Below are 26,809 nucleotides of genomic sequence, written 5' to 3'. Positions count from 1 at the left end.
TGAAGTTTAAATGTGTGCACAACTGTTAAATAATGAGGTTTCTTAATGACCATTCATATCGTTATTCCAGATGATTATCAGTTTGCCACTCAAAAACTGGATTTTCTCCATAGTGATAACAACTTTCACTGCGCTGCAATGGGCGATCTCAGCAGGGATCCGATGGCAGATGAACAGCTGTCATCGGCTGAAGCATTAATACTTATCCGCGAAAGGACTGTCATTGACGAAGCCTTTTTGCGACGCACGCCAAATCTTAAATTGATCAGTCAGACGGGTAAGCTGGCGAGAAATGTCGACATTGATGCCTGTACACGGGCAGGTGTTGCTCTTGTGGAAGGGAGTGGTTCTCCGGTTGCTCCTGCGGAGTTAACCTGGCTGTTGATCATGGCATCCCGCCGAAAATTTGTCTCGTCGGTGAAAGCAATGGCCGAAGGGCACTGGCAAACAGAAATCGGCTCGGCGGTTCACAATCAGGTCATCGGCATACTGGGATATGGAAAAATTGGTAAGCGTCTTGCGTCCTATGCTGCCGTTTTTGGTATGCAGGTGCAGGTATGGGGAAGTCTGCGAGCCCAGGAAGAGGCGCGTGCTGATGGATGGACGGTGCCCGAAAGCCGCGAGCAATTTTTCGCTACGAGCGATGTAATAACCGTGCATCAGCGGCTGGTGGCTGCGACACAAGGCAACATCACGGCAAACGATCTCGCGCTGATGAAAACGGATGCGTTATTCGTGAATACCAGCCGTGCTGAGCTGGTTTATGACGGCGCGTTGCAGAATGCCCTGAAACAGGGACGACCTGGATTTGCGGCGCTGGATGTTTACGAAGATGAACCGATCTACAACAGCCGGCATCCATACCTGCAGATGCCGAACGTGCTTTGTACGCCGCACCTGGGATATGTTGAAAAGGACAGCTATGCGCTCTATTTCAGAACGGCGTTTGATAATGTAGTGCGTTATTTCAGCGGTGACAGGTCGCATGTGATTAATTTCTGACTCCTTTGAGAGACTTCAGGGTGTAACTTTTTCAGAAGTTGCCAGTTCAGGGCCAGATAAATAAGCAAGTAACAGAATCAAAGGCATAATGCGCCAGAGTGCTATCCTCACACTTTACACACACCTTTTGGGTAAAACTGCATACTTTACCTCGCAAAAAGAGGTGGAAGATCTTTCACGTCTCTGGCGCTCAGTCATACTAAAACTCACTCTCTTATGGCATCCCTCATCTATTGATAGTCCCCTCCCCAGAAATTATTGCGCCTCGCATGCTTCCTGACTGCAATTTCCTTGCTTGCTGCCGATAAAGAGGGAAGGGACCAGCGAGCCACAGGTGTGGAACGTCGGTAATAACTTAATAAATCAGACGTCGGAGCGCTCAGCGATGAGCAATAAAAAAACAAAATTAAGCGTTATGCTCACCGCAGCATTTCTCACTGTCATCTTAGCGGGCGTTTTCGTAACAGGCTTTGCCGGGTTTAAACTTAATACCGCCAGCGAACAGCAGGCATTGACCCGCGCGCGCCTTGGCGATCTTCAGGTGCTTCAGACGTTAAAAGACAACCTGACTCAGCAGGCGCTTCTTTTAGTCACTGCGGCTGCTGGCACGCAGCCACAGACAGAGGAAAAACTTAAAACACAGTTTTTTGCATTACAGACCGCGAATGACAATACCACTGCGCATTTCCGGGGGCTAATCAACGGCGCTAAAAGCATTCCCGGAATTAATCTTGCTGAAGTTGAAGAGGCTTCCACGCAACTCAATAAAATTGAAGTAGCAACAGGTCCGCTTCGTCAGGCAGAGCAGAATCTGTTTACGCAAGATGCTATTGCGTTACAGGATAAGCTCCGGAGCGAACTGATTCCTGCGCTTACTCAATATCGTATCGCAGTGGACGGCATGGTAAATTATCAGGCGCGGGTTACAGGTAAAACGGCGGAAACGTCAACGCAGGCGCTCTCGGGTGTTTATGTAACGCTGGCTGTTCTGACAACTCTGTTTGTAATGTTGGGATTTGTGATGAGTGGCCTGATTACCCGCTGGCTCAAGGTTCAGCTGGGTGGCGAACCTTCTCATGCTCAGGGTCTGGCTGCCGCCATTGCGGCAGGAGATCTGACAACGACGGTGACACTTCGTCAGGGGGATACCGCAAGCATGATGGCGTCCCTGGATAGCATGCAAAATAATCTGCGCAACCTGGTCTCCCATATCAAAGACTCCTCCGCTTCGGTAGCGATGGCTGCTGAAGAAATTTCCCAGGGCAATACAGAGCTTTCCTCCCGTACAGAGCAGCAGGCTGCCGCGTTACAGGAAACTGCTGCCAGTATCGAACAGCTCACCGTCACGGTAAAAAGCAATGCAGCGGGGGCGCAGCAGACTGCTGACTCTGCCCGCGAAACTGCGGCCCTGGCGCGGTCAGGTGAGCAGGATATGCAGCGGATGTCAGAGACGATGAATGATATTTCCAAAAGCGCAGTGAAAGTCCGCGATATTACCGCCGTTATCGAAGGGATAGCCTTTCAGACCAATATTCTTGCGCTTAACGCTGCGGTTGAAGCTGCTCGTGCCGGCGAACAGGGGCGGGGTTTTGCCGTCGTTGCCGGTGAAGTCAGGACGCTTGCTCAGCGCAGCGCTACGGCTGCCAGAGACATCAAACATCTGATTGAAGAAGCGGTAGCACAGGTCGAAAGTGGTGTTGTTGTCGCAACCGGAACAGGCAAGAGCATCCTTGATATCAATGCTATGGTTGGAAAACTGGCCGACGCGATGGACAACATCTCACTTGCCTCAGCAGAGCAGATGCAGGGCATTTCTCAGGTCAGTATTGCAGTCAATGAGATGGATGGCGTCACGCAGAATAATGCTGCACTGGTCGAAGAATCTTCTTCGGCATCACAGTCACTTTCAGCCCAGGCACATTCGTTACGTGAAGCAGTGAATGCCTTTCGTCTGTAAGCGTCATGTATTGCGTTCACACTCATTAAAGCCCTCTATGAGAGGGCTTTTCTTCGGGAGAACATTCAGGACCGCTCAGAGAACTAAGCATCACTGTTAAGTAAAGTTATCATCCCCGACGCGTTTCCGTCAGTCGTCATTGCCTGAAAGCCTTTAGCGCCTTTTGTATCTGCCAGTTTCATCGGGCCTCACTGAACAGAAATTTTTGTTAAGAGAGGCAGATGCAGGCCAGTGCCCGGTTAGCTCGCCACCATCCAGCGCAGACTTTCGCGCCGTACTTGCCCGCTAATGCCCTATCGCCAGATGATTTGCAGCGTTTTTACACTTCCTCAGCCTCTTTTTACGCCATTTTTACGGGCCACCCGGTTTAATTGACGGCACCGGGCGCGTGCGCCTCTCTTCAGGAAAGCCGTAAATGAAATGCCTTAATAAGCCCTGGTCTATATCAGTTTGCCGCGAGGTGGCATTGGCCGATCTTGCTCGGCAGCAGCGCCTTCGCCTTATTTGGTCCCGCAAGTGGTTCCGGGATGCCATTGAGGCCAGTACCGATCCGTCGCTGCTGAACTATCGTCTGATTGCTCAATGGCTGGGCGCAACGATACCCGACAGCCGCGCGCTGATTCTGGCGCTCAACAACAGCCTGTGCTTCGGACTTTATCGAAATGGCCGACAAATCGGTTTTGCCCGGGTCGTCACTGACATGGCTGAAACCTGGGTGATCCGGAATCTGTTTATATCTCCCGAGTATCGCTTTGTCGGGCTTGGATCATGGCTGCTGCACTGCTGTCTTTCTCATCCTGGCACCAGAGGCTGCCGCCATATTGTTGCAATGGGTGAACCCGTGCCGGATTTTTTTGAACGCAACGGCTTTATCGCATGTCCCTCACTGCCCGGCATCTGGGTGACGGCTTCGCATGATGGAATTAATGACCCGATTTGCGCCAGAAGCGCCAGCAGCCATTAAGCCGGCAGGGCGCGCACTCATGAGCGGTTTTCTCCCGTTTATCCTCCGACCTCAGCTTAATAGCCGCAGGCTGCCAGGCTCGACTGCCTGTCCACAGCCTTCACTCAGGGAACACACCATGTCAGGCCTTATTCTTGTTTCACATAATCAATCGCAACGCTCGACGCTTACTGCAGTCTATGACGGGATACTCTCCCGGCAGGGCGGCCTCTGGATTAGCTGGAATGGTGAAAGCACAGTAATCTCTCAGGATGCGTCAAGACCCTGCGATGTGCAGCAGCACGATCAGTATGAAACCGTGACCTTCCCTTACACGCCGGGCGAGCTTAATGAGGGATATCACAATTATATTCATAAAGGTCTCTGGCCTGTTTTCCACCAGCGTCCTGACATGGCCCGTTTTTCCAGCAATGGATTTCAGGAATATAAAAACATTAATAAAGCCTATGCGCGGGCCATTTGCGAAAATTCCACACCAGACGATGTTATCTGGATTCAGGATTATCACCTGCTGGGCTGTGCCAGCTACATCCGCAAAGAGGGCTTGCCCAATTCAGTCGGTATCTTTCTGCATCAGCCTTTCCCGGCAGGCAGAATGTTTGAAACCATACCTGAGTGGCGCTGGTTCACTGACTCGCTGCTGTGTTGTGACCTGATTGGCTTTCAGACCGTGCAGGATATGAATAATTTCCTGGTCTGGCTGGAGAGTGAATTCCGGCTGGAGCAGCTGGAAGCGCACTGCTTCCGTATTCATGGCCGGATTATCAAAGTTGGTGTGTTCCCGGTCGGGATCGATCTCGACGATGTTGAGTCTCTGCGCGAGAGTAACAGTTGCGCCTTTATGGAAATGCAGTGCCGAGAAAGTCTGCCCGAAAATAGCGTACTGAGCGGCGGCCATCTTGATGAGAGTTCAGGACTGCCTTATCGAATCAGCACGATGGAAGTGTTACTGCGGAGGCATGATTGCTACCAGAAAAATATCACGCTGTTGCAGCTTGCGCCGCCGGCAGCCGGACATGCACATGATGCGTCACAACTCAGTCACACTCTGGAAGCGCTATGTGGAGAACTTAATGGTGTGCATGGCACCATGAACTGGTATCCGATGAACTATCTGACTCACGCTTACAGCCGGGAGGAGCAGGCCGGTATCTATCGTGCCTCACGCGTTGCGCTGGTCACGCCGCTGATGGCGGGCATGAGCCTGATGGCCAAAATGTACGTCGCGCTGCAGGACTCTAAAAATCCTGGGGTGCTTATCCTCTCCCAGTTTGCCGGTGCCGCCGGGCAGATGGAGGGTGCCATCATCGTCAATCCTTATGATCCTGATGCAATGGCCAGTGCGGTCCATCGCGCCCTGCAGATGCCGTTACACGAACGGCGGTGTCTGCATGCCCGTTTGATGAAAGGCCTGCATATGCACAATAGCCATTACTGGGCTGCGTCATTTTTGCGGATGCTGAACAATGTGCCTGAAGACCCGGAAGCGTTGCCGCCACCCGGGGCTTTTCTGCACCTGAGCAGTAGTCGGGCGAGGTACTGATTTTTCAGGTTCAGTCAGTACTGTATAAATCGGGTATGCTGGAATTGAAGAGCAGGGCAGATCAAGTTTTTATTCTGCATGTTCAGGTAATGATCTTTTAATCACTTTTTTTAAAAGGTACCTGCTATCCGCCACGAGCAGAAAGCAGGCATCCGATAAGGTCATAACAGCGAAAAAAGTTCTCAGGAGGAAACCAGGCTTGAATTATGTTTATCTGAATAGCGTAAACCGGTTTTAACCTTTAACTAAGGGGGAATTGTGCGCATTCGGCCGTCATCCCGACTCATTATTCTATCGCCTCAAAACCACGTGCTGCTGTTTAAGTTCTGTCATAAAAATGATGCGCTAAAGGGAAAATCATATTGGGCAACGCCAGGTGGAGGTCTTGAGCACAATGAATCCTATGAACAGGCGGCTTTGCGCGAATTATTTGAAGAAACCGGCCTGACAAGAGCCACAGCCGGATCGCAGATAGCGTCCCGGAGTTTCACAATGATGCTGCCAGATGGGGAGACCGTACTGGCTGAAGAACGATACTTTATTATTGATGCCGATAAGAGAGAACCTGACCACTCAGGCTGGAGTCGCAACGAAAAGGACGTTATTCGCGGTCATCATTGGTGGACGCTGGAAGAACTTAGAAGCGCAACAGAAACGATTTTTCCACGCGAACTCATCATTAACATTCTTGAGAACAAACTAACCGCCTCCTCAGCGTTGATCATATCGTGATGAGCTGAACATCTGCACCTGGCTATATCCTGATGCTGAGCATTGATAAGTGAGATCGTCCTCAGCACACAGCGCGAGTGTAAAAGGTGCAGCAACATTCAGGTGTTGTGTAGGGATGCGTGCTGTCAGGCCTGTCACTGACCACTGTAAAAAGCCCGCACCGCACGGACTTTAGCCTGCCTTACAATCCTACCAGCGTAATATGTTTCTTCATCGTCAGCGCTTTATATAGTGCATTCGCCAGGCTGCCTGACGCTATTTCAGGGTGAGCGCCGTCTGAATCGGTCCAGAATGATTTAATACGCAATAAGGTATTAATGCTGGTGACTCGCTCCATCTCAAGCACAGCCAGCACAGGGTGGCGCATTTCGCCGAGTTGCTCTGTGGTATCTGCCTCGATCACTGCGGCGCGGGAGGCCTGACTATCAAAGATAACGTGGCATCGTGCGCCGTTCAGGTTGAGTATGTCGATAACTTCGTAAAGGCACTCAACAGCCTCTGCACTGTAGGTTGCGGGTACGTTAAACATAGCAAATCCCTCTGACGCAAAATGTCGTGAGCAGCCAGCATAGGCGAACTCTAATGAGAGGAGAAGTTACTGTTTTTGCATGAGAAATGTAGAGTTCTAAGGTTACGGTAACGCGCGTTATTTTTACTCTTATTTACGCTGGCACTAAAGTTAAGCGAGGCGCAAGCGGGTCATGGCGGCAGGGCGCGGATTTGACTTAAAGAAACATTCGCGCAGGGCGGGCTAATCGTTCCAGTGCGGAGTGTATTTATGGCGGCACGCAGCGCGTCAGCTGCATGCTTTCGCGATTTTACAGGATGAACATTAGGTTAAGTTTAAGATTTATCGCTGTGTTAAATCATAAACTTCTTATACCCGCAGCGCTGAATGCTAAAGGCGTAATGAACTAAAAAGCCTGATTAGGCTTAGGGATTAACTGGATATTCTTACGCATGAAAATGAGCAGTGGGTCTGCAGGACAAGAGGAAGCGAATGCTGAGCGCCGCAGGCAATATGTCAGCGGCAGGCACCCTTAACCACAGGCTATCTCTGTGGCACGTAGCTGATCCTGCGTTGCGTTTGAGGCAGATTGGTTCTTATCAGCCTGTATAATTAAGCCGTGTTGCCTGTCATAACGCGCTAGTAAACGCCTAATACACATCTAATAATTAACGGGTATAGTGACGCAAAAAAACTCGTGACGGAAGTTTATCTATGCTGAATAAATACCGGGGTTCGCAAATTCTTTTCCACTGGCTGACGGTCTTACTGATTATCGTCGCCTACGCCACCATCGAACTGCGCTGGATGGCAGAGAAGGGAACCTGGCAGCGAAATGCGGTGATGATCACCCACTTTTCCGCAGGTTTCTGCGTCCTGATCCTGATGATAGCGCGCCTCTGGCTGCGTACCCGTTCTGTAACGCCGCCGATTACACCGCCCGTGGCACGCTGGCAGACAGGTCTTTCACATCTGGTTCACACGTTGATTTATGTGCTGTTTGTGGTTTTACCGGTTCTCGGGCTAAGTTCGCGTTACCTGCGTGGAAAAGAGTGGGCCCTGTTTGGGATCAATATGCCTGTGGCGACATCGCCCGATCCCGTCACGGCCAGTATGCTGATTGACTGGCACGAAACGCTGGCCCCGCTCGGATACTGGTTAATTGGTCTGCATGCGCTGGCGGCGCTGTTCCATCACTATTTTCTGAAAGATGACACCCTGCGCAGGATGATGCCGTAACTGCGTCTGCTGAAATCCCGGAGCGGGACGATCGTAAACGCTCCGGCACACAGGTGCCGGATGAACAGGAATATTGAGGACAATCATGCTCTGGCTGATATCAAAATATGCTATCACGGCTTTTATGATCGTGCTGATTTCAGAAGCGGCTAAACGTAGCGATCGCCTGGGTGGCTTACTTGCCGCCTTACCGCTGGTCACCGTGCTGGTGCTTATCTGGATGAAGATAGAAGGGCAGACACAGGCAAAAATCAGTGCTCATGCCTGGTACACCTTCTGGTATGTGGTGCCGACACTGCCCATGTTTATTCTGTTCCCCTTTCTCTATCAACGCACCGGCTTCTGGCTGACGCTGCTCATCTCCTGCGGTATCACTATCCTGCTTTTCGCACTCTGGGCTCTGCTTCTGAAACGTTTTGGTATCGTACTGATGTAGCGCTAAAGCCGCTCAGGTAAGCAAGTCGTCTTTATTCATGATCGCGTGCAATAATAAAACCGCCTCGCCGGGCGGTTAATTTCGTCTTACCGAGCACTACGCGGGCCGGACTCTGGCCTTCGTCGGATGCCCGTCACGCCCGTCATCATGGGTATGGTCCGGGTCAGGCTCAATGATAACAATGTAATCTTTGCCAACTCCGTCGCGCGTTAATGTCACTAAATCGCCGGCAACAGGCTTGGTATCAAAATCATGTTCCTCTTCGACGCCCGTATCTTCAAATATCACACCGAATTTCATATTTCCGTCCTCTTTTTGATGAGTCGCGCCGTTAACCCGGTTTTATGCTGACGCTTACCTGTGTAATTCTAGCCTGGCCTGAAAAAGCCACTTAGCTCAGTGGATTAGCGTGTCACGATCTGGAATGAAAAACGGGCGGGTGTCAGGTGACGCGAGGCCATCGTACGGTCACGTAATGCCGTCATTAATGCCGATGGCTTCGCGATTTTTCGCTGTGGCTAATATCTGGTTTCGCATGCTGCGTACCAATGCGACGGGTATTAAGCGCATTGCTCAACAGCAGGATCAGAGTGCTGCACTGGTGCTGGGCATTGTGATCGTGGCCTGTATCGTCAGCATAGTGGCCATACTAAGTGAACTCCCCACGCTTAAAGGTCTCACCGGCACGCCGAGACTGCTGCATTTGTTGCTGACGGCAATGACACTGATTGCATCCTGGGCCATGTTACCCAGCGCTTTTGCGATGCATTATGCCCATCAGCACTATCTTTACCGGGATAACAGCGTGAGTCCGCTGATCTTTCCGGATAAAACGAAAAATCCTGGCTACTGGGACTTTCTCTACTTTTCATTCACCATCGCGGTTGCGTCGCAAACGGCAGACGTCGCCACCGGAACAACAGAAATGCGTAAGCTGGCGTTATTGCAGTCTGTTATCTCATTTATTTTTAACCTGGCTATTCTGGGTTTATCGGTCAATGTTAGTGCCGGTTTGCTTAATCAGACTGTTTACATCAATCGACAGCGGGCAACGTTTACCCTGCACGAGCTTCTGAAATAATCTGGTCACTTATCGTGATTATAACAATGTGTAATAAGGTGTTATCTGCCTCTTCACCTGCTACCCGCTGCCATGTAAGTTCCGGGGAGTATTACGCTATTGTCCTCCAAATCCCATAAGGAGAAATAGAGTGAAAACCACCGCCATGGTCACCACCAGCCTGTTAATGCTGATGAGCAGTGTTCATGCTGAAGGTCTGACGACATCAGCAGAGGGTAACAAGCTTACCGTCGGCTTTGGTCAGCCCACCATCAAACAGGTTCTGCACTACCGAAAAATGTATGACAAAAAACCCTTTCCGGATGCGGAGATTTATTATTACGACAACGGCACCTATAAGATCATTTCTCAGGGAGAAAACCACTACGGTGTTTACGTCATGCAGGGCAGGTTTGATGATGAAACCTTCACCGTACGCTTTATCTCACTGCCTTCATCCGACTGGGGCAATAAAACGGCCTTTCACCAGTTAACCTTTATCAGAAATGAAAAGCAGAACGTTTTTATTCAGAACGCGATTGTGGATACCGGCGAAGCCATCGCGCAGCAGAACGGCACCTATACGCAGGAAAAAAACAGCGTAACCAATCCGGTTTCTACAAGCTGGGAAAACAAATAAGTCTCGTATAGCAGGTCTGTCACGCTGGTGCCGTTACCGGGCCTGACACGCTTGCTGTTTTGACCGGCTGTAGCCTGTCCGGTTACAGTTGCTCCCAAAAGATGAACAGCCGCAGTGTAATGCCTTATGCTTTCCCTCTTAGCCAGATGTCTCTGATGCGCCATTCCGTTTGCGTTTAAAGGCTGGGAAGTACACTACCGGTTATTAATCCGTGAGCCATAGCACCAGCTTTTTTCAGATACTAAACTCCATCCATTCTGAATTTTGTCAGGCCCCGAGGCGTAATTATGGACAAAGCTTTGCCCCTGCTGGATGCGCAGGATATTACTTTTTCAGTTGGGGACCGCCAGTTACTGCGACCGGTATCTTTGCAGGTCACTCAGGGCGATTACGTGTTACTGACCGGTCCATCCGGCAGCGGAAAAAGCACGTTTCTGAAAATCCTTGCTTCACTTATTACCCCGACTTCCGGACAAATTCTTTTCAGAAACAGAGATATCACCACGCTAAAAGCCGGGTCCTATCGTCAGCAGGTTTCGTACTGTTTTCAGACGCCACAACTGTTTGGCCAGTCGGTTTATGACAATCTTGCGCTGCCCTGGCAGATTCGCCGTCAGAAGCCTCAGCGGGAGACGCTCGTTGCTGCGCTGGAAAGCGTTAATCTTTCTCCGAACATGCTGGATAAACCGGTTGAACAACTTTCAGGCGGAGAAAAGCAGCGTGTGGGACTGCTCCGTAATCTGCAATTTATGCCTGACGTACTGTTACTGGATGAAGTGACCAGCGCTCTTGATGATGAGAACAGGCTGGCCGTACTTGCACTGATTAACCGGATCGTAGCTGAAGAAAAAGTGGCGGTGGTGCGGATCAGTCATGATGTCAGCGATATTCAGCAGGCCGGGCATGTGCTGCGCCTTGAGCCGCCAGAAAAGGAGAGTGAGCGTGAATCAGCATAATATCAGTGACAGCTCGCTGTTGCTGTCGCTGACGCTGGTCGTCATCGCGCTGCTTATCAGCCAGAAAGAAAAACTTGGCATGGGCAAAGATATTGTCTGGAGCGTTTGTCGGGCGATTGTTCAGCTGGTCATTGTGGGCTTTGTGCTGAAATCGATTTTTGATGTCAATAACAGCTGGCTGACAGTATTGATGGTGCTGTTTATCTGTGTGAATGCCGCGATCAACGCCCGCAAACGCGGTCAGAATATTGATAACGCTTTTGCGATAGCATTTGTTTCAGTCTTCAGCAGCACCGTCATAACCCTGACGATTCTGGTATTGAGCGGCGCGATAGCGTTTGTGCCGATGCAGGTCATTCCCATTTCAGGCATGATCGCCGGAAACGCCATGGTTGCCGTAGGGCTCTGTTTCAGCAACCTGAATCAGAGCTTCAGCGACAATCACCAGAAAATTATGGAGATGCTGAGCCTGGGTGCATCGGTGAAGCTTGCCTCAGGCCGGATTATTGCTGACAGCATTCGCACAGCGATGATCCCGACAGTGGATGCAGCCAAAACTGTCGGACTGGTCAGCCTGCCGGGCATGATGTCCGGACTGATTTTCGCCGGAATCGATCCGCTAAAGGCAATTAAGTACCAGATTATGGTGACGTTCATGCTGATAGGCACAGCCAGTCTGTCAACCATCATCGCCGTCTGGTTATCCTATCGTCGTTTCTATAATGCCAGGGCGCAGCTGAAGATATCGGGTGCAAAGCGGGATTAACAGCGCTGATGATGGTGGTAAATAGTGCAGTCATTGAAACCATCATTTTTTAAAATCAGAATTAAACATTTAAGCGTGCGGATGTGATCAGGACTAAGGGAGATATGGGTTGCCTCCGTTTAGTCTATTAAGATTGCTTTTATAAAGAACAGGGATTCTCCCGAAATGCTGAACTCATCGCGATGGGTCAGTCATTGAAATTAGTGACATCATACATGATGCCGTTTTTTCAGGAGCGTTCCAGGCGACATCCTGGCGGCTATATCGCCTGGAAGTAAGTCAGACGTCTGCAAATAGAGTTTAGCAGCCTGCCAAATTTAGTACTGTAGTGAAAATTATCTGGCCCAATTTACCTGCCTGCGGTCGTCTTTTCAGGGCGGGGAATAGGGACGGATTGCGTCTCAATCTTTAAGAACTGAGTTAACAATGGTCATGCCTGCCGCATTGCTACGTTTGGTAACATGAAGCATTCCCCCACCAAAATAATTGCCCGCAGGTTCGCACACTTTAATCCGTCTTTGCAGATCTGGATCGTTAACATCTACGCCAGAACAGTTGTTACGACTGCCAGGCGAAAACTCACTATATGCCGTATAGGTGCTGATGGTACCCGGAAGTAGCCAGACCAGAGTGGTGAGCAGCATGTAACCTAAAAAGAGAACCATCAGAACGGCCCCCGCGAAAAGTTTGATGTTATTCATCATGCCTTTCACTGGCTCCCCTTTACCCCATTTTTTTATGATCAAAAAAACGGACAGTCCCAGAGGGAGAACGGCGCACCATAATGCTTTGAGTACGGGTTGTGCCAGAAAGGTAGTGCGGTCGATTTCATTGCGCCACACAAAAAAAGTAAATATGCAGCCCAAAGCACTGGTGATTATCAGCGCCAGACGAGGTGTCGAACAGGAATTCATCTGTAACTCTCTCCATGAGTCAGTTTTAAGCAGTACGAGTCACGAGATTAATTCTGCGACTGGCACATTGTCTGAACCAGCAGGTAGTGAGGTGGGGCATGGATCAGGCGAAATTATTTTGCGGTTAAAGATTATCATGCTGCTCTTACCATAGACAAAGAACATGGACTTTTTTTATGTTTTAAATCGTTCCACAACATGAGGAGAGCGAAATGATTGTCAGAACATGGCACGGATGCGTACCACTCAGGCATGCAGAGGGCTTTGCGGCTCACCTGCAAAAGACCGGTGTAGAACATTCAGAAGGGACACCAGGCAATCTGGGAGCCCGTGTGCGCAGAGAAACGCAGGGTGAATGGGAGCATTTCTTTCTTGCTACATACTGGGAAGACTTAGAGGCGATTAAAGCTTTTGCTGGCGAAAAGTATCAGATTGCCGTGACATATCCTGATGATGAGCAGTTTGAACTGCTATCCGATCCCTACGTTTTTCAGCACCACGTGCAGAAAGTGACGCCTTTGTAGTTAATTCACCGCTGCCGCCCGGCAGCGGCTTATGTCTGATTCAGCAAATTTTTTCAGAAAACGTATTGACCAGGAATAGGGTGAGAATAAAATCTTTTAATTGTAGATTGGTCGATCTACAATTAATCGTCAACACAGGAGAATCCTATGAAATCATCTGCAGGCAGGCCCAGAGAGTTTGATCCAGACGCATTCCTCAACACAGCACTTGATTGCTTCTGGCAGCATGGCTATCAGGCCACATCTATGGCTGATCTGATGAAAGCTTCAGGACTGGCCAGTGCCAGCATCTATAAGCTTTACCCGGATAAGCGCGCTATCTATCTTGCTGCTTTGCAGCGCTATATGGATGAGGGCACTTCAAGAACAAAAAAGCGAACCGCAGAAATGACGCCAGAAGCCGCATTGCGAGAGATGCTCGACTTTGCTGCTCAATTATCTTCTGCGCCTGCCGGAGAGAGGGGGTGTTTTACAATTGCCGCAGCCAGTGAGCTTTTGCCTGGTGATGAAGAGGTTAAATCTAAAGTTTTTGCAAAATTTGAAAATATAATCGACGAATTAGAGTGCATATTGCTCAGAGGCCAGCAACAAAAGGTCTTTCGCCAGGATGAAGAGGCGAGAGTAATAGCAAAAAGTCTTTTCATGATGATTGAGGGTATGCGGATATATGGAAAGATTCAGCCAGAAATTGAAGATATCAGAAGAAGTAACGATTTTATTATCAGAACATTACTTTTGAATGTTAATAATGGAGCCGGGGATCGCACAGCTAAGGCATCAGCATGATCGCGGCAGGCACTATTGTCCGACGGCGAAAAAGAAGAAAAACAATGATTGTGCTGGAATGTACAAACAGCGTTGTCCTATGTGGTTGGGTCGATAAAGGGCGGTTTTATAAAAGACGTTTCCCTCTCTCTGAACTTAAGATATGTGTCCCTTATTCAAATTTCTGGTCACTGACGTAAAAGTGACATAATGTCTGGTATCCATGATGACAGTTGGTGTTAATTATGCTGGACAGTTTGTATTGCAGGGACATTTCCGGATTAGGGGGGGGGCAGATTAAAAAATCAGTCATGTTTCGTATTTTGACTGCATCAGTCTGGATGAAAGTATTAATACGGCTAGAGAATAAAAATCTTATTAAATGTCGTAATATTCACTAAGCTTCTTACATTGCTCATCGTGATAAACGGGGCTCAATTAAATTGCGGCTAAAATTTAAAATTGGACTATTGCTTAAATTCTGGCGATTGCCGGACAGCACCTTGTCCGGCAATCCGTTATTTAACCTCTGAATCAGCGATTAGCTTAATTGTGCGCCGACTGATTTTTTTCCGCCTCTTTCTGTTTTTTCTTCGCCATATGATGACCGACGGCGCAACCTGCTGCGGCTCCGGCAACGCCATGATGATGAGCAACATGACCTGCCACGCCGCCGACTGCGGCACCTTTCAGACATCCTTCGGCGTTAGCCTGTAAATTCACAGACAAAAACAGACCGGTAGCCATAAAAATAACTGATAATTTTTTCATCTATTATATCCTGATAGTCAGAGTTGCAGGTTGAACTCCGCTGAGCATAGCCAGGCGTTGGACTGTTTCGCTCGTCAGGATACAGGAATCGCGATGTTAGTTACCTGTCGTTACGCTTTTCCCAAAATAAATGGGATGCTGTTTTTTTCAGGAGCACGGCAACCCATGTGTTACCCCAAATGGCGGGTGTGGTGTGCTTTGCAGAGAAGAAGGCTTCATTTTCCTGATGCCTGAAATGTTAGTCCTTCAATGAACTATCTCAAATTCCTGACATGTGTTATCTACTGGCGGATAGAACCAATATGATAATAATCAAACGCCAGCTAAACAACGGTTAAGTATGGTTGGCTAAATCGCCTTCATTTAATCTGTGAATATATTATGACGGGGATGTGGGCTTAATGAATTCTTAATGAAAGTAAGTTATAAATGACTGGCTGTGTTGATTGATAATAAATCAAATAAAAATGAACCAGGATGAGAAAAGTTGTTCATATGTCGCAGGGTGATCAAGCAACGTAAAGCAGCTTATTGCCATACTTTATGAGGAAAAAGTAAACAAAATCTAAATGGACAGATTTGTTGAAATATCTTTAGTGTTGTTGAGCCGGGAGTTAACTTTCAGCCCTATACTGGTCTGGTTAGCTCACTGATGCGTTAGCAACAGGTGATCGCCGGATAGAGCATTAAATCTGATTTTTAGTCTGCTCGCTATACATTATTTATTCATAACAACACATTCATTTATTTGAATGGTTTTCTGTTTGGGAAAACGTTTGTTAATGCTTTCCTTTCTTCAACCAGCGTGAATGGCACTATCATGAAAAATATCCTTATTACCGGTTCAACAGGGTTTTTAGGCGGGGCTGTCGTAGCAAATCTATTGCAGAACAGCGTTCAGGAACGACTGCTGCTGCTGGTCAGAGGCGAGACCGTTGATGAAGGGTTGAAGAGGCTTAAAGCCAACCTGAAGAATTTTGGCTTAAATGAGTCAGTAATCAATACGATAGCACCTGATAATATTATTTTGGGTGATCTGGCATTGACGGATAATTTTATTCATGACGCACGACTTAATGATGTTACCCATGTCATTAACTGCGCCGCCGTCGCCTCATTTGGTAATAATCCCACTATCTGGAAAGTGAACGTTGAGGGTACGTTCCGGTTTGCCGAACGAATGAGCCGTGTTGAAGGGTTGAAGAAATTTATCCACGTTGGAACCGCTATGTCCTGTGCGCCGGAACCTGGCTCACTGGTGACTGAGGGCGGACTCAACTCCAGTCGGGATCAGCATGTCGTTGAATACACATGGAGTAAGGCTTCAATTGAGAAGCTGATGATCGAAAAACTACCGGGTCTGCCATTAGTTATCGCCCGTCCGTCGATTGTGGTGGGTCATTCCGATCAGGGATGCCTGCCTTCAGCCAGCATTTTCTGGGTATTCAGGATGGCACTGGCGTTGGGTAAATTCACCTGCGACCTTGACGATCGTATTGATGTGGTTCCGGTTGATTACTGCGCGGACGCGCTGGTTCTGCTGCTTGACGCAGAAAACGTCATTAATGAAGTCATTCACATTTCTGCCGGAACACACAGCAGTGTTACGTTTGCAGAGATAGATGAGGCGATGGCCAGAGCGTCAGGAAACAAGGCGCTGGGTGTGGATTACCAGAAGGTGTCCTATAAACAGCTGTCAGATAGCAGAAGAACGTTTAAGGATCTGTTCGGACCCTGCAATGAACGCATCATGCTGCGCGCGATGAACCTTTATGGGCACTTCTCAAACCTGAATGTGGTGTTTGATAACTCTAAACTGCTTCAGCCTGGCATGAATAAGCCTTCCAGATTCACCGATTATCTGGATCGCTGTGTGCTGACAACACGTGATTCAACGATTGCCGAATTGATGCAGGTCGATTTTAAGTAGTGGGAAACGAAGTAAGGGAAGAGGGTCGTTTTTCCTGATAAAAAGCGCTTCCGGTTGGAAGCGCTTCGGTTGATTAAAACGTCATGGTCAGACCCGCATAATAAGCACGGCCTGGTTCATTATAGGTCGATGCCCCATCTGCTTCCCGGTAGAGCTGCTTATCCAGCAGGTTATTGATTCCGGCGTTGGCCCGCAGATTTTTAGTAATGTCATAATTGAAATTAACCCCGAATACCGAGTAAGCTCCGACTTCACGATTCGACATTGAGCCATTTTCTGTGCGGGATTCCGCATACTGTCTTGGTTTCTGGCGGCCATACATTGTCCAGTTCAGGTTGGTAGAGAAATCCTGCGTCACCTGCCAGTCCAGCATGGAGTTGATGGTGTATTCCGGAATAATCGACAGAGGATTGCCGGTCTTTTTATCCTTTGACTGGATCATGTAAGTGGCATTAGTCCGCCACTCAAGTTCGTCACTGACCAGCGGTATCGTAACGTTACCTTCCAGACCTTCAACCACCGCTTTGCCGCCGTTGCTCCACTTCAGAATGTTGTTGCCATTAGAGGCGTAACCCAGCACATCGGTCCCGGCGACGATCTTGTTCTTATAATCATTGCGGAACCAGGTAAGACCCGCCACATATCCACTCTGACTGAACTCAATACCCAGCTCTTTATTAACGCTGACTTCAGGATCAAGATTTTGATTACCCAGCAGATAACAGCTGCCGCTCGTCACATTAACAGGGCACCCATTGCCTCGTGTAGCCAGCAAATAGCCCTCGCTGGACTGATAGAGGTTAGGGGCTTTAAATGCACGGGCGATACCGGCTTTCAGAGTAAAACTTTCTCCCAGCGCCTGAGAAATATTCAGCGACGGACTCCAGTTGGCCCCAAAAGTATCGTGATAATCAAAGCGCAGACCCGGGATCACCTCAGTGCTATCGGTCGCGGCGATATTATCTTCGAAATAGAGCGAACTCAGCGCCGCGCTGTTTTTGCTGTTGCGGCTGCCCGCATCACCACTGATACCGTTAATTGAAACGCCTGGCGCACTGGTGCCATTCATGGAGTTTGGATCGTTCAGCTCATCACGGTTCCACTCGGCACCCAGCGTAACGGTCTGTTCACGCAGCAATTCCAGCGGGAAGCTGACTTCGCCTCCCGCCCGGTAACTTTCAAAGCGACTGGTCGAAAACGTATTGCTGTTAATTCGGCCTTCGCCCGAGCCCGCAGTGCCTTCGTTCAGACGGGTATTGTTGGTCTTCTCATAGTTAAAAGTCAGCTTTGACTGTCCCCAGTCCCAGATGCCATTGTGCACGAGGCCCCAGGTCTGACGATAAAGGCGATTAGTTTCCGACCCGTCGAGAGATTCGATAAGCTTATTACCGGCCCCGTTGCTGTACTGGGTATCTCCGGCGTAAATATTGCCCTGACGACTGTAGCCATAGCTGAAATCCAGCACCTGCAATGGCGTAATCTTCCAGGACAACACACTGTTGATGTCTTTGTTGCGAACGCCTTCACGACTGGCCGCGCCGGAGCCGTTATGCGACTGATTGATATCGAAAGCATCACTGTCGGTTTTATTGATGTTGCCATAAAGCCGCATAGTCAGCGCATCACCCGCCAGCGGACCACTCAGGTTAAAGTTTGCGCGTCGGGTTGCCCCTTCTTTATCATCTTCTGGCTGGTTGGTGTAGAGCGACAGCGATCCGCTCCAGTCATTTGTCGGACGTTTGGTAATGATGTTCACCACACCGCCAGCCGCGCCTGAACCGTAACGGGCTGCCGCTGGTCCACGAATAACTTCAATTCGTTCAACCATTTCCGGCGGTACCCAGTTAGAGTCGCCACGGGAATCACGCTCGCCGCGCCAGCTGTAACGCACTGAATTGCGTGAGGTCGTCGGCACGCCGTCGATCAGAATCAACGTATTTTCCGGCCCCATGCCGCGAATATCGATTTGACGATTGTTACCGCGTACACCATTGGCGCTGTTACCGGTGAGATTGACGCCCGGCATTTTACGGATAATGTCGGAGAGGTCGTTGACCGGTGGATTCTTTTCAATGTCCTGTGAGGTAATGACTGAAACGCCGGGCTGCTGTTTTAACTCCTGTTCAGCCGTGACCAGCATCGTTTCATCATCAGCCAGCTTTTCTGTCTCTTCCTGAGTAGCGCCGTTAGCAGAAGTACTCAACAAACCAGCCAGCAGCAGAGCGGCAGGGCGCTTATGGACACGCATGGTTACATTCACTTAGAAAATCTCCCTGAATCGTTAAGGTATGTAAGCAAATGCGTATGATAATGATAATAGTTATCATTGTATATCTCGGTAGGGCACCTTTACATCCCCTGACAGTGGGCTGCTTATTCATCAGCTGCTCGGTCAGATGAGCAAAACAGACCGCAAAAACACTTCTTTGTCATGACCCGAAAATTTTCTCAGAATGGCTCAGAATACGTCATTGTGACTCCAGACTTATTAGGTCTGGAGTCACGGATTGTGAGTGGTTAGAATGACGGCTTAAAGCCGTATAAAGAGAATGTTGTGATAACAGATTTAATAACCCCTGCAGCGCGTTCATCACATGTTGGCCATCATGTCTTAATCTGGCTGGAGCAGGTAAAAGCGGCTTCGCTGAGCGAGCTGGATAATTTTGGCGATGAAGGTACGGTAGAGCAGGTGATGAAGGTCTGGGTAAAACTGTCACTGTTAATCAGCCGGCGGCGTCCTGAGATCGCCATCTCGTCTCTGCTGAAACATGTTTTGCCCAACATCGGATCGCAGCCGCTCAAAACCTTGAACCGTTTGCGCCTTAACCGGCTTTACAACATCCTGATTGCCGACGGTAAAAAGGAGGAGGCGCGTCGGGTTTTCGCGCTGACCAAACAATTCCTCGCCTGGGCCGAGATGCAGGGCTACCTCGATCATTCGCCGATTGCTTCGATGAAAAAACGGGATGTCGCAGGCCGCGCTACGCCACCGCGCAATCGGCAACTGACCGATGCGGAAATCTGGGTTTTCTGGCACGGTCTGGATAACTGGGCATTATCGGAACAGGCGCGCTGGGCGCTGCGTTTATGTCTGGTGAGTGCCCGACGGCCGGATGAGATTGTGCAGGCGCAGAAATCGGAATTCGATCTGCAGTTAGGACTGTGGATGCAGGGCACCCGAAATAAATCACAGCGCGAGCATGTGCTGCCAATTTCACCGCTGATGCGGCAGTGCATCGAAGCGTTACTTAATGCCGCCGATCCGGACTCGCCCTGGCTGGTGCCCGCACCACGCGATCCCCTACAGCCGTTGTCAAAAGGCGCGCTGAATCAGGCACTGCGGCGGATGATCCGCGCACCGCGTGGGCTGGGACTGGAGCCGTTTACCCCGCGCGATCTGCGCCGCACCGCCCGATCAAAACTTTCTGCCCTCGACACGCCTAATGATGTTGCCCGTAAAATCATGAACCATGCGCTGGAGGGGATTGATCGGGTCTATGACACCCATGACTACCTGAGCCAGATGCGCAGCGCAATGAAGATCTTTTCAGAGGCAGTTGAGCAGATTATTGAATGCGAAAGTTATCATCTGCTGCGACATCGCTATGATGGTGAGACCCTCACTCTGAACACTCTCTCCATCATGGCGATGTCACGCTAATGCTGCTGTTTTGGCGATCAGAAGTGGTAGCGCAGCCAGGCAAAATAGACGTTACCGTTATTATGCGTACCCGGTATGTAGGTCATCTGAAAATCGAGATCGCCATAGCCGATGGAAGCCAGCGGCAGCAGCGCAGGCACCGGAATATAGTCCCAATTATGTCGGGCGGTGACGCCAGCTGTGTAACCTGCACCCCAGTGAAAATTCTGGTCAGCCAGCGGACGCCATGTCGCTACCCAGCCATAACCCCCAAAGGGCTCCCATTTATTGAAGGAGTCCTTGAACGCCATTAAATAGATGCCGTTCCAGTTGCCTTTCTCATCGTAGCGGGAGATACCACCGCCTGCGCCCCAGGGTCTTTCATTATATTTATTGATATGTTCCCGATCATACGTGGCACGGTTGTGCCACGTAATCGCGGGCAGATAAAAGTCGATTCCTTCTGGCTGCTGCCATGTTGTGGCAACCTTATCCGTGAAGCTTTCCCACCCTGCGCTGACATTCTGAACCAGCGTGGCGGAGTGAGCTGTAAAAGCGGTGAGAACGGTGGTTGTCATCATCAGCGCTTTAAGAGTTGAAGTTTTGCGCATGTGCGAATACCTGCAAAGTCTGGTGTTAAATAAGGAAATAAAAGCATCAAGGCGGGTATTGTCGCACAAAGAGTGGCAACTTCAGGTCAATGAGCGGCTGAAGCAGGATTTTATAATTAATAAAAGCGAGACGGCATTCCTGCTGCTCTGATCGTTCGCTTATCCATCGGCTATTTTAAGAACCTTTCCTTATTGTCAGGCTTTAAAAACCTGAACGCGCAGACGATATCCTGAAAAAAATCGCATTATTTGTTAACAAAATCTTGCAATGATAATCGCAATGCGTATATTTCTCATTTGCTTTGAAAGTTCATCACACCCGCGCACAGGCGCTTACGGAAAGGGTTTCTGGTTCCTCGAACCCAAAGCAGGGCAGCGATGCCCGCAGGATGCAAGGTCGTGACAGTGGCAACATAAAAACATAAAGATAATTGAGGAATTAATGAACACTTTCGATCTTCATGACCCCAGGGTTACGGGTAAGCCTGCTCTGCAACGCCCATTCCGATTCTCTTTACTGGCCGTCATCGTCGCCTCATCGCTGGCGCATAACGTCGTCCGCGCTGCAGAAACGTCCACATCGGCCGCCAGCGATAGTCAGACATTGACGGTCAGCGCGTCAGCCGATGATGTCGTGACAACGTCACCGGCAACAGATTACAGCGTTCCGGTTACCCGTACCGGTACTAAAATGCTGGGCACCGTACGTGATGTGCCGCAGTCCGTCAGCATCGTCAGTACTCAGCGTATGTCCGATCAGCAACTCCAGTCACTGAATGATGTGCTGTCTAACACCACCGGCATTCATGGTATCAGCGCCGATATGGACCGCACTAACTACTATGCGCGCGGCTTTCTGATCGATAACTACATGATCGACGGCATTCCTACCGCCTTTGCGGAGCGCTGGAATCTGGGCGATGCACAGACCGATATGGCGCTGTATGAGCGCGTTGAAGTGGTACGTGGGGCGACCGGGCTGCTGACCGGGCCGGGCAATCCGTCTGCTGCCATCAACATGGTGCGCAAGCACGCGGACAGTAAAGAGTTCGGTGGCACCGTTTCCGCCAGCTACGGCAGCTGGAACAAGCAACGCTACGTGGCCGATCTTTCCGCGCCACTCAGTGAATCCGGCAATGTTCGTGGCCGCATGGTCGCCGGCTGGCAGGACAACAACAGCTTCATTGAGCGCTACGGTGCAAAAAAACAGTTTATCTATGGCGTGATTGACGCTGATCTGACCGACTCTGCCACGCTGTCGGTGGGTTATGAGTTCAGCCAGGTCAATACAGACTCCACGATGTGGGGCGGCGCACCGCGCTGGTACACCGACGGCACGCAGATTCATACCCGTCGCGGCTACAACACGGCACCAGACTGGGCCTACAACGATAAAGAGAACCGTAAAGTCTTTGTGAACCTGAAGCAGGACTTCGACAACGGCTGGAACCTGACGTTAAACGGCACGCACACCGATATGCGTCTGGACAGTAAGCAGATCTATCTTGATGGCTATTTCGATCGCAACACGGGCGCGGGCGTCTCTTCCTATGCCAACTATCCCGTGGTGGGCGGCACCGGCTATAACACCGGTAAACGCAAAGTAGATGCTGTTGATGCCTTTGCCAGCGGCCCGTATGAACTGCTGGGCCGTCAGCACGAGCTGATGGTAGGCGTCAATTATACCCGCCAGGATAACAAGTACTTCAGCACCTTTGAGAATATTTCCTCTGAGTCGCTGGGTAACTACAACGATTTCAATGGCCAGTACCCGGAATCTGACTGGACGCCACGTCTGCCCGCCAGCGATACACAGCTGGTTCGTCAGAAGTCGACGTACATGGCGACACGCCTGTCGCTTGCCGATCCGCTTCACCTGATCCTCGGCGCACGTTACACCAACTGGAACCGTGAAACGCCCGGCGGGGAAGCGGAGGAAAATAACATTACCCCGTATGGCGGGCTGATTTATGACTTTGCTGAAAACTGGTCTGCTTATGCCAGCTATACCTCGGTGTTCCAGCCTCAGGATTATCGCGATGCCAGTGGCGCTTATCTGTCTCCGGTCATTGGGAAAAACTACGAAGCCGGGCTGAAGTCTGACTGGATGGACAGTCGCCTGACTGCCTCTGTGTCTGTATTCCGCACCGAACTGGATAACGTCGGAGAAGCCACCACTCAGACCATTCAGGGTTCAGGCGATGTGGCCTACATTGGCCGTAAAGGTGTAGTGAGTCGTGGCGTCGAGTTTGAGGTCAATGGCGCATTGACCGACAACTGGCAGATGACCTTTGGCGGCACGCGCTACATAGCGGAAAACCGGGATGGCAGCACCTTTAATCCGCAGTTACCGCAGACCAGTTTTAATCTGTTCAGCAGCTATCGCCTGCCGATGCTGCAGCAGCTTACGCTGGGAGGCGGCGTCAACTGGCAGACACATATCTGGAACGACGTCGGTGGACCGGAAGGCAACGGCACATGGCGCGCCCGTCAGGGCAGCTATGCACTGGTTGATCTGTTTGCCCGCTATCAGGTGAACAAAAATCTGTCGCTGCAGGGCAACCTCAATAACCTGTTCGACAAAGAGTATGACACCAACGTGGCCAGCTCCGTTGTCTACGGTGAACCACGCAACTTCGCGGTAACCGCGAGCTACACTTTCTGATTTATCTGCGCGGGTAAGCCTGTGAAAAACGCCTCGGTTGAGGCGTTTTTTTATCCAGCCATCTAACTCTCGCCGCTGTTGGCACAATTTTTTCAGAAAAAGATTTCAGAGCACAGGCAGGACTATCGTCCACAGCAAAATGCAATGTTGCCTGTGCATTTTGATGATTCGTATCAGCAACCCTTTATCAATTCTCATATTCGTGAAGCCTCTGCCGGCATTTTTACATCAGCTTAAGGCGTATTAAGGACTCGGGAACAAGCGGGTTTCTGCGTTTTCAGCTTGTCAACGCTCAGCCGTTTTGAGAAGATGGTTTCCATAATGGAAACAGTCAGGAGCCAATGGAATGCATGTTATTTCACGCGTGCCGTTTGACGAGGCGGCCAGAAAATATCCCAATGCAGCGGCAGCACTGGATCTGCTTTACCGCCACCTCAGACAGGGCGATTTCAGTGGTCCTGACGATCTCAGGGCGCTTTATGCAAGCCTTGATCGTATGAAGTATCGCGCTAAATGGTGGGTCATTGACGTCAGTGGCAACCATTTGCGCGTGATATTTTTCGCGGATTTTGAGCGCAGCAAAATCTTCATCAAACATATCTGCACTCACGCTGAGTACGACAAGCTTGTTAAGAAATATCGGGAGGTAACCGAATGAATACTGAAGCTATCAGGCTGTCAAATCAGCTGGCAGAAGCGGTGCCGCTGCTGGCCGGCAGCAACCAGCGACATGATTATGAAGGAGCACTGGAACTGGTCGAATACCTTATTGAACATGAGCCGGATAATCCGCTGGTAGATTTGCTTTGTGCCCGCATTGCTCATTATGAAGATAATGATCCTGCGATGGCCGACTTTAATAGCCGCCAGCGTGAAATCAGCACCGGGCCTGGCGTTCTGAGGGTACTGATCGAGCAGCACAACCTCAGCCTGAGTGACTTCGAAAATGAAATTGGCAAAAAGTCGCTGGTCAGCCGAATCCTCAGCGGCGAACGTCAGTTGACCGTGTCACACATACGGGCATTGTGCGCGCGGTTTGGCCTGTCACCATCGTTGTTTTTTTGATTTAAGACGACTTCAAAGGCCGATCGAACGCCAAACGTCATTATGACGTAACACTACAATTGATAAAAAAACGCCTCAGCCGAGGCGTTTTTCATCACATTTCAGGCCCGCACTTCACGTAAAACGCAGGGCCAGATTAAACCCTTCACCTGACTCCACGACAATCGCCTCAGTGTGCTCCTGAAACGCAATCTCACCTGCCTGCAGTGCGTTTCTGACCTGCGCGAGATTCCCGGTCTCGAAACCCAGCGCAACCATCCGGGCGCTGCCATCATAGTCTTCTGGCAGCGGACCAAAGCGACGTTGCGCATACTCTGCTGACGCAAACCGAACTGTGGCGGCACCGGCGCGCAGCACAAAGGCGCCTTCAGGGCAGGCAAGCACTTTTGCGGCACCAAAGAGACGACTATAAACCTGAGCCGAATGCGCCGGATCCTGCGCCACAATGACAAATTCACTGATGTTGCGCACACCATTGGGATGACGTTGCCATGCAGGCTGCCATACCGCGTCAGGCGTCAGATGCTGGCAAAAAAAGCTGCGGCCATTGGGTATCAGCGAAGGGCGCAGCCTGACGGTTCGAAAATGCGCTTCAGTTACCGTACCGTCGGGCAGATCGACAGGACGATGAAAAGAGGCGGGCGGATCGCCATCCAGATCCTGACGTTCCAGATGCTGAAACTCACTGTCGGCGTCACTGCTTTTCCACACCAGGCCACTCAATCCCAGTGGCGATTGCCAGAGATCGGCGCGCTGGTTGCCTTTGCCGGGTTCATAACCAAGCAGCTCAAGATAATTTTCGCCAAAAATGGCCAGATGATTACTCGAACCCAGCGAATGATGACCGCGCTCTGTGAGCTGAAAGCCAAGCCGCCGGAAGCGCGCGCTGGCGCTGTCGAGCTGGTCGGCCACGTTAATCACCGCGTGATCCAGAATCGGTTGAGGAACCGGAACAGACATAGCTGCACTCCTTTTTTTGGTCATCGCGCCGCCACAATCTGCAACGCACGTGGTACCAGCTGCGTGAAGTATTCCACCGCCGGGCCGATCAGCGCTTCATCCGGATCGAAGGCGGCGTGATGCAGGCCAAATTCGCTGGCGCTGCCAATGCTGACAAATGCGCCCGGCACCTGTTGCAGATAGAAGGCAAAATCTTCTCCGCCCATCTGCGGCGACTCAGCATGCTCTGCGAGATAGCCGCTCTGGTGTGCGACTTCCAGCGCCACATCCACCCAGCCTGGCGTGTTAATCAGGGCAGGTGGCCCCGCGAACCACTCCAGCTCAGCAGTCGCGCCAAATCCGGCAGCGATGCCCTGAATCAGCGAGCGTATGCGGTGTGGGATCTGCGTCCGAATCTCAGCATTGTGGGTGCGTACGGTGCCCTCAAGCTCAACGCTTTGCGGCAGCACGTTCCAGGTATTCCCGGCAGTAAAGCGCGTCACGCTCAGCACCACCGTCTCCAGCGAGCTGAATACCCGGCTCGGCAGGGTTTGTAAAGCGGTCACAATATGGCTGGCAATCACAATCGAATCAATGCCCTCCTGGGGTCGTGCCGCATGCGCGCCTTTACCTTCAACGCGGATCACAAAGCGATCAACGTTGGCATAAAACGCGCCCGCCCGACTACGCAGTGTACCGAGCGGCAGGTCGGGCGCATTGTGCAGGCCAAATATTGCCTCTACGCCTTCCAGCGCACCGGCATCCATCAGCTGACGTGCGCCATTAAACGTCTCTTCAGCGGGCTGAAACAGAATCCGCACCCGGCCTGGCAACGTGGCTTCCTGCTGTTTAAGCTGCAGGGCGACGCCCAGCATTACCGCGCTGTGAACGTCGTGACCGCAGGCGTGCATGACGCCCGGCGTCTGTGATCGCCACGGGCGATCGGTGATTTCATCAATCGGCAACGCATCGATATCCGCGCGCAGGGCAATCAGTGATTCACCATGACCGATTTCTGCCACCACGCCGGTTTTCAGTCCCAGCGGCAACAGCCGGATACCCGCCTTTTCAAGCCAGCGGGTAATACGTTCAGTTGTGGCAAATTCATGGTTTGAAAGTTCCGGATGCTGATGCAGCTCGCGACGCCACTGCACCAGTTGTTCAGTTAAAGGCAATGTCATG

At 50.6% G+C, this 26,809-nt stretch carries 26 protein-coding genes; 18 read left to right on the top strand and 8 right to left on the bottom strand.

Annotated features, from left to right (window positions below; all coding sequences use genetic code 11):
• Positions 1 to 45 precede the first annotated feature (45 nt).
• The 5 genes from F3I44_RS14870 to F3I44_RS14850 all read left to right on the top strand — a co-directional run bounded on the left by F3I44_RS14870 (position 46) and on the right by F3I44_RS14850 (position 6,198).
• Complete coding sequence (locus tag F3I44_RS14870) at positions 46 to 1,002, top strand: D-2-hydroxyacid dehydrogenase family protein (RefSeq protein ID WP_150011623.1); 957 nt, start codon at positions 46 to 48, stop codon at positions 1,000 to 1,002.
• Positions 1,003 to 1,387: 385 nt separating this feature from the next.
• On the top strand, positions 1,388 to 2,959 hold the full coding sequence (locus F3I44_RS14865) for a methyl-accepting chemotaxis protein (protein WP_150011621.1): 1,572 nt from the start codon (positions 1,388 to 1,390) through the stop codon (positions 2,957 to 2,959).
• A 415-nt stretch (positions 2,960 to 3,374) separates the two neighbouring features.
• Positions 3,375 to 3,923 (top strand): GNAT family N-acetyltransferase, encoded by a 549-nt coding sequence (locus tag F3I44_RS14860; RefSeq protein ID WP_150011619.1) that lies wholly within the window; start codon positions 3,375 to 3,377, stop codon positions 3,921 to 3,923.
• 118 nt (positions 3,924 to 4,041) lie between these two features.
• Positions 4,042 to 5,466, top strand: coding sequence for a trehalose-6-phosphate synthase (locus F3I44_RS14855; RefSeq protein WP_150011617.1), 1,425 nt, complete (start codon positions 4,042 to 4,044; stop codon positions 5,464 to 5,466).
• Between the two features lie 258 nt (positions 5,467 to 5,724).
• Complete coding sequence (locus tag F3I44_RS14850; RefSeq protein WP_150011615.1) at positions 5,725 to 6,198, top strand: NUDIX hydrolase; 474 nt, start codon at positions 5,725 to 5,727, stop codon at positions 6,196 to 6,198.
• A gap of 181 nt (positions 6,199 to 6,379) precedes the next feature.
• Here the strand turns inward: F3I44_RS14850 and F3I44_RS14845 are convergent, their stop codons facing one another.
• Positions 6,380 to 6,727 carry a hypothetical protein gene (locus F3I44_RS14845; protein WP_150011613.1) on the bottom strand — a complete coding sequence of 116 codons (348 nt, stop codon included), beginning with the start codon at positions 6,725 to 6,727 and terminating at the stop codon, positions 6,380 to 6,382.
• Between the two features lie 693 nt (positions 6,728 to 7,420).
• Between F3I44_RS14845 and cybB the strand changes: the two genes are divergently transcribed.
• Both cybB and F3I44_RS14835 read left to right on the top strand, forming a co-directional pair.
• The gene (cybB, locus tag F3I44_RS14840) at positions 7,421 to 7,945 is read left to right on the top strand and encodes a cytochrome b561 (protein WP_150011611.1); all 525 of its coding nucleotides are present in this window, start codon (positions 7,421 to 7,423) and stop codon (positions 7,943 to 7,945) included.
• 85 nt (positions 7,946 to 8,030) lie between these two features.
• Positions 8,031 to 8,381: a DUF3147 family protein gene (locus F3I44_RS14835; protein WP_150011609.1), complete on the top strand. Its 351-nt coding sequence runs from the start codon at positions 8,031 to 8,033 to the stop codon at positions 8,379 to 8,381.
• Between the two features lie 96 nt (positions 8,382 to 8,477).
• Here F3I44_RS14835 and F3I44_RS14830 read toward each other — a convergent pair whose 3' ends face one another.
• Positions 8,478 to 8,681, bottom strand: coding sequence for a hypothetical protein (locus F3I44_RS14830; protein WP_150011607.1), 204 nt, complete (start codon positions 8,679 to 8,681; stop codon positions 8,478 to 8,480).
• A gap of 214 nt (positions 8,682 to 8,895) precedes the next feature.
• On the opposite strand from F3I44_RS14830, the gene F3I44_RS14825 reads away from it, so the two are divergent.
• From F3I44_RS14825 to fetB, 4 genes are all read left to right on the top strand, one after another.
• Entirely contained in the window at positions 8,896 to 9,462 is a 567-nt protein-coding gene (locus tag F3I44_RS14825; RefSeq protein ID WP_255467305.1) for a DUF1345 domain-containing protein, read from the top strand.
• A 145-nt stretch (positions 9,463 to 9,607) separates the two neighbouring features.
• On the top strand, positions 9,608 to 10,081 hold the full coding sequence (locus F3I44_RS14820; protein ID WP_190285929.1) for a hypothetical protein: 474 nt from the start codon (positions 9,608 to 9,610) through the stop codon (positions 10,079 to 10,081).
• Positions 10,082 to 10,368: 287 nt separating this feature from the next.
• Positions 10,369 to 11,037 (top strand): ATP-binding cassette domain-containing protein, encoded by a 669-nt coding sequence (locus F3I44_RS14815; RefSeq protein ID WP_150011603.1) that lies wholly within the window; start codon positions 10,369 to 10,371, stop codon positions 11,035 to 11,037.
• Positions 11,024 to 11,803: an iron export ABC transporter permease subunit FetB gene (gene fetB, locus F3I44_RS14810; protein WP_150011601.1), complete on the top strand. Its 780-nt coding sequence runs from the start codon at positions 11,024 to 11,026 to the stop codon at positions 11,801 to 11,803. Before F3I44_RS14815 ends, fetB begins: the two co-directional genes overlap by 14 nt.
• 401 nt (positions 11,804 to 12,204) lie before the next feature.
• On the opposite strand, the gene F3I44_RS14805 is transcribed toward fetB, so the two are convergent.
• A complete protein-coding gene (locus F3I44_RS14805) occupies positions 12,205 to 12,717 on the bottom strand; it encodes a hypothetical protein (RefSeq protein WP_150011599.1) in 513 nt (170 codons plus the stop codon).
• Between the two features lie 212 nt (positions 12,718 to 12,929).
• Between F3I44_RS14805 and F3I44_RS14800 the strand changes: the two genes are divergently transcribed.
• Together F3I44_RS14800 and F3I44_RS14795 are read left to right on the top strand one after the other, a co-directional pair.
• A complete protein-coding gene (locus F3I44_RS14800) occupies positions 12,930 to 13,241 on the top strand; it encodes an antibiotic biosynthesis monooxygenase (protein WP_150011597.1) in 312 nt (103 codons plus the stop codon).
• 147 nt (positions 13,242 to 13,388) lie between these two features.
• A complete protein-coding gene (locus F3I44_RS14795) occupies positions 13,389 to 14,027 on the top strand; it encodes a TetR/AcrR family transcriptional regulator (RefSeq protein WP_150011595.1) in 639 nt (212 codons plus the stop codon).
• Between the two features lie 525 nt (positions 14,028 to 14,552).
• Here F3I44_RS14795 and F3I44_RS14785 read toward each other — a convergent pair.
• Positions 14,553 to 14,777: a hypothetical protein gene (locus F3I44_RS14785; RefSeq protein ID WP_150011591.1), complete on the bottom strand. Its 225-nt coding sequence runs from the start codon at positions 14,775 to 14,777 to the stop codon at positions 14,553 to 14,555.
• A gap of 820 nt (positions 14,778 to 15,597) precedes the next feature.
• Here F3I44_RS14785 and F3I44_RS14780 point away from each other — a divergent pair.
• Positions 15,598 to 16,707, top strand: coding sequence for an SDR family oxidoreductase (locus tag F3I44_RS14780; RefSeq protein WP_150011777.1), 1,110 nt, complete (start codon positions 15,598 to 15,600; stop codon positions 16,705 to 16,707).
• A gap of 73 nt (positions 16,708 to 16,780) precedes the next feature.
• Here the strand turns inward: F3I44_RS14780 and F3I44_RS14775 are convergent, their stop codons facing one another.
• Positions 16,781 to 18,955 carry a TonB-dependent siderophore receptor gene (locus F3I44_RS14775; RefSeq protein WP_150019462.1) on the bottom strand — a complete coding sequence of 725 codons (2,175 nt, stop codon included), beginning with the start codon at positions 18,953 to 18,955 and terminating at the stop codon, positions 16,781 to 16,783.
• A 306-nt stretch (positions 18,956 to 19,261) separates the two neighbouring features.
• Between F3I44_RS14775 and F3I44_RS14770 the strand changes: the two genes are divergently transcribed.
• Complete coding sequence (locus F3I44_RS14770) at positions 19,262 to 20,368, top strand: tyrosine-type recombinase/integrase (RefSeq protein WP_370461292.1); 1,107 nt, start codon at positions 19,262 to 19,264, stop codon at positions 20,366 to 20,368.
• A gap of 17 nt (positions 20,369 to 20,385) precedes the next feature.
• Here the strand turns inward: F3I44_RS14770 and pagP are convergent, their stop codons facing one another.
• Positions 20,386 to 20,958, bottom strand: a complete 573-nt coding sequence (gene pagP / locus F3I44_RS14765; protein WP_150011587.1) for a lipid IV(A) palmitoyltransferase PagP — start codon at positions 20,956 to 20,958, stop codon at positions 20,386 to 20,388.
• Positions 20,959 to 21,400: 442 nt separating this feature from the next.
• Between pagP and fhuE the strand changes: the two genes are divergently transcribed.
• From fhuE to F3I44_RS14745, 3 genes are all read left to right on the top strand, one after another.
• Positions 21,401 to 23,623, top strand: a complete 2,223-nt coding sequence (gene fhuE, locus F3I44_RS14755; RefSeq protein ID WP_150011583.1) for a ferric-rhodotorulic acid/ferric-coprogen receptor FhuE — start codon at positions 21,401 to 21,403, stop codon at positions 23,621 to 23,623.
• Between the two features lie 346 nt (positions 23,624 to 23,969).
• Positions 23,970 to 24,281: a type II toxin-antitoxin system HigB family toxin gene (locus F3I44_RS14750; protein ID WP_150011581.1), complete on the top strand. Its 312-nt coding sequence runs from the start codon at positions 23,970 to 23,972 to the stop codon at positions 24,279 to 24,281.
• On the top strand, positions 24,278 to 24,688 hold the full coding sequence (locus F3I44_RS14745) for a type II toxin-antitoxin system HigA family antitoxin (protein ID WP_150011579.1): 411 nt from the start codon (positions 24,278 to 24,280) through the stop codon (positions 24,686 to 24,688). The genes F3I44_RS14750 and F3I44_RS14745 overlap by 4 nt, the downstream gene beginning before the upstream one ends.
• Positions 24,689 to 24,802: 114 nt before the next feature.
• On the opposite strand, the gene F3I44_RS14740 is transcribed toward F3I44_RS14745, so the two are convergent.
• The gene (locus F3I44_RS14740; RefSeq protein ID WP_150011577.1) at positions 24,803 to 25,648 is read right to left on the bottom strand and encodes a VOC family protein; all 846 of its coding nucleotides are present in this window, start codon (positions 25,646 to 25,648) and stop codon (positions 24,803 to 24,805) included.
• A gap of 20 nt (positions 25,649 to 25,668) precedes the next feature.
• Positions 25,669 to 26,808 (bottom strand): amidohydrolase, encoded by a 1,140-nt coding sequence (locus F3I44_RS14735; protein ID WP_150011575.1) that lies wholly within the window; start codon positions 26,806 to 26,808, stop codon positions 25,669 to 25,671.
• Position 26,809: the final 1 nt, after the last annotated feature.

It is taken from the genome of Pantoea sp. F_5 (assembly GCF_008631595.1).
Classification (GTDB): Bacteria; Pseudomonadota; Gammaproteobacteria; order Enterobacterales; family Enterobacteriaceae; genus Pantoea; species Pantoea gossypiicola.
The sequence above is the reverse complement of the archived record's forward strand: the minus strand, read 5'-3'. Positions and strand labels throughout refer to the sequence as shown.

Bases quoted from the DNA above. Each gene is read 5' to 3' on its own strand.
- F3I44_RS14750 (WP_150011581.1), top strand. From the start codon at position 23,970: ATGCATGTTATTTCACGCGTGCCGTTTGACGAGGCGGCCAGAAAATAT.
- F3I44_RS14745 (WP_150011579.1), top strand. From the start codon at position 24,278: ATGAATACTGAAGCTATCAGGCTGTCAAATCAGCTGGCAGAAGCGGTG.
- F3I44_RS14855 (WP_150011617.1), top strand. From the start codon at position 4,042: ATGTCAGGCCTTATTCTTGTTTCACATAATCAATCGCAACGCTCGACG.
- F3I44_RS14780 (WP_150011777.1), top strand. From the start codon at position 15,598: ATGAAAAATATCCTTATTACCGGTTCAACAGGGTTTTTAGGCGGGGCT.
- F3I44_RS14865 (WP_150011621.1), top strand. From the start codon at position 1,388: ATGAGCAATAAAAAAACAAAATTAAGCGTTATGCTCACCGCAGCATTT.
- F3I44_RS14815 (WP_150011603.1), top strand. From the start codon at position 10,369: ATGGACAAAGCTTTGCCCCTGCTGGATGCGCAGGATATTACTTTTTCA.
- F3I44_RS14830 (WP_150011607.1), bottom strand. From the start codon at position 8,681: ATGAAATTCGGTGTGATATTTGAAGATACGGGCGTCGAAGAGGAACAT.
- F3I44_RS14735 (WP_150011575.1), bottom strand. From the start codon at position 26,808: ATGACATTGCCTTTAACTGAACAACTGGTGCAGTGGCGTCGCGAGCTG.
- F3I44_RS14775 (WP_150019462.1), bottom strand. From the start codon at position 18,955: ATGCGTGTCCATAAGCGCCCTGCCGCTCTGCTGCTGGCTGGTTTGTTG.
- F3I44_RS14845 (WP_150011613.1), bottom strand. From the start codon at position 6,727: ATGTTTAACGTACCCGCAACCTACAGTGCAGAGGCTGTTGAGTGCCTT.
- cybB (WP_150011611.1), top strand. From the start codon at position 7,421: ATGCTGAATAAATACCGGGGTTCGCAAATTCTTTTCCACTGGCTGACG.
- F3I44_RS14805 (WP_150011599.1), bottom strand. From the start codon at position 12,717: ATGAATTCCTGTTCGACACCTCGTCTGGCGCTGATAATCACCAGTGCT.
- pagP (WP_150011587.1), bottom strand. From the start codon at position 20,958: ATGCGCAAAACTTCAACTCTTAAAGCGCTGATGATGACAACCACCGTT.
- F3I44_RS14785 (WP_150011591.1), bottom strand. From the start codon at position 14,777: ATGAAAAAATTATCAGTTATTTTTATGGCTACCGGTCTGTTTTTGTCT.
- F3I44_RS14860 (WP_150011619.1), top strand. From the start codon at position 3,375: ATGAAATGCCTTAATAAGCCCTGGTCTATATCAGTTTGCCGCGAGGTG.
- fhuE (WP_150011583.1), top strand. From the start codon at position 21,401: ATGAACACTTTCGATCTTCATGACCCCAGGGTTACGGGTAAGCCTGCT.
- F3I44_RS14820 (WP_190285929.1), top strand. From the start codon at position 9,608: ATGGTCACCACCAGCCTGTTAATGCTGATGAGCAGTGTTCATGCTGAA.
- F3I44_RS14835 (WP_150011609.1), top strand. From the start codon at position 8,031: ATGCTCTGGCTGATATCAAAATATGCTATCACGGCTTTTATGATCGTG.
- F3I44_RS14870 (WP_150011623.1), top strand. From the start codon at position 46: ATGACCATTCATATCGTTATTCCAGATGATTATCAGTTTGCCACTCAA.
- F3I44_RS14800 (WP_150011597.1), top strand. From the start codon at position 12,930: ATGATTGTCAGAACATGGCACGGATGCGTACCACTCAGGCATGCAGAG.
- F3I44_RS14740 (WP_150011577.1), bottom strand. From the start codon at position 25,648: ATGTCTGTTCCGGTTCCTCAACCGATTCTGGATCACGCGGTGATTAAC.
- F3I44_RS14795 (WP_150011595.1), top strand. From the start codon at position 13,389: ATGAAATCATCTGCAGGCAGGCCCAGAGAGTTTGATCCAGACGCATTC.